Origin of the sequence: Neolewinella lacunae (assembly GCF_014349155.1) — a bacterium.
GTDB classification, from domain to species: domain Bacteria; phylum Bacteroidota; class Bacteroidia; order Chitinophagales; family Saprospiraceae; genus Neolewinella; species Neolewinella lacunae.
In genome coordinates this window covers 54,111-55,291 of the sequence record NZ_JACSIT010000136.1, presented here as the reverse complement: position 1 = coordinate 55,291, position 1,181 = coordinate 54,111, and the positions used below count along the sequence as shown (strand labels likewise).

2 protein-coding genes are annotated in these 1,181 nt (G+C 46.8%); both read left to right on the top strand.

The window, feature by feature from the left end; translation table 11 throughout:
• A partial coding sequence (locus H9S92_RS14775) for an IS1 family transposase (protein ID WP_187465300.1) occupies positions 1 to 568 on the top strand: 568 nt, incomplete at its 5' end.
• Between the two features lie 19 nt (positions 569 to 587).
• A partial coding sequence (locus tag H9S92_RS14770) for an IS5 family transposase (protein WP_187467473.1) occupies positions 588 to 1,181 on the top strand: 594 nt, incomplete at its 3' end.

Sequence of the window (1,181 nt, the reverse complement as noted above, 5' to 3'; positions counted from 1 at the left end):
TAGCGAAAGGGTAAGCTTACGTGGAATTTGTCGTTCCATGGAAGTGAGCATGACTTGGCTGATGAACTTTGCGGCTTCAATCTGGGAGCAAACGCCGGACAATTTGGGAGTAGATTACGAGCTCCTAGAGAATCTGAGTGATGAAGAGCTACAATCCGTTGAAATTCAATTAGATGAGATGTGGTCTTTCGTCGGCTGCAAGAAAAACAAGCGTTGGATTTGGGTAGTCTATTGCCCAGCGATCAAGCAGGTTTTGGCCTTTCATGTTGGAGGTCGAGGCAAAGCGGACGCCGAAAAAATGCTAGATAAGCTCCCGCAACGGTTAAGAGATCACTGCCAGTTTGCTACCGATTACTGGGAGGCATACTACCAGACGATACCAAGTGACCAGCATCATCCGAGTAAGGCGCTTACTTTTTTCATTGAAGGTTATTTTACGGGCGTCAGAGCAAGGGTAAGTAGATTGGTTCGGCGCAGTGTCGCTTTCTCGAAGAAGCTAGAGAACCATGTGGCGGCCATTGGCTACTTCCTCTGGCAGCGAAACTTGATGGCTCACCATTACTATTGATACACCGCCCCTCAATCTAATGGGGCTGTGCGATCTTGATGTACCAAGTTTTACCCAAGTAAATCGTCGTTTCCGTATCCTTGAGGTTACGCCATTCAAGATTCCGACAAAGGGCTCAATCACGATAGCTATTGACTCAACAGGAGTAAAAGTTTATGGTGAAGGCGAGTGGAAATGCCGTAAACATGGATGGAGTAAGCGTCGTACGTGGCGAAAATTGCACTTAGGCGTCGACCCAGAAACTGGGTTTATTCATTGTCACACGACAACGACAAACTCCGAGAGCGATGAGTCACAAGTGGACGATTTATTAAATCAAGTGAAAGCTCCTATTGAAGAAGTTTATATGGATGGTGCATATGACGCTCAAAGCTGCTATGATGGATTGATCGCCCGCAACATTACCCCGGTTATTCCGCCCCAAAAAGGAGCTGTGGAGTGGTATTGGGAGGAAGAAAATGATTACCCCGATTATCCTCGCAACGTAGCGGTAAGGCGAGTTAATGAAATTGGCCGAGCCGAATGGAAGAAAGAAGTGGGCTACCACCGAAGAAGCCTTTCGGAGACGGCGATGTTTAGATACAAAGCTATTTTTGGGAGCCAACATTATTCA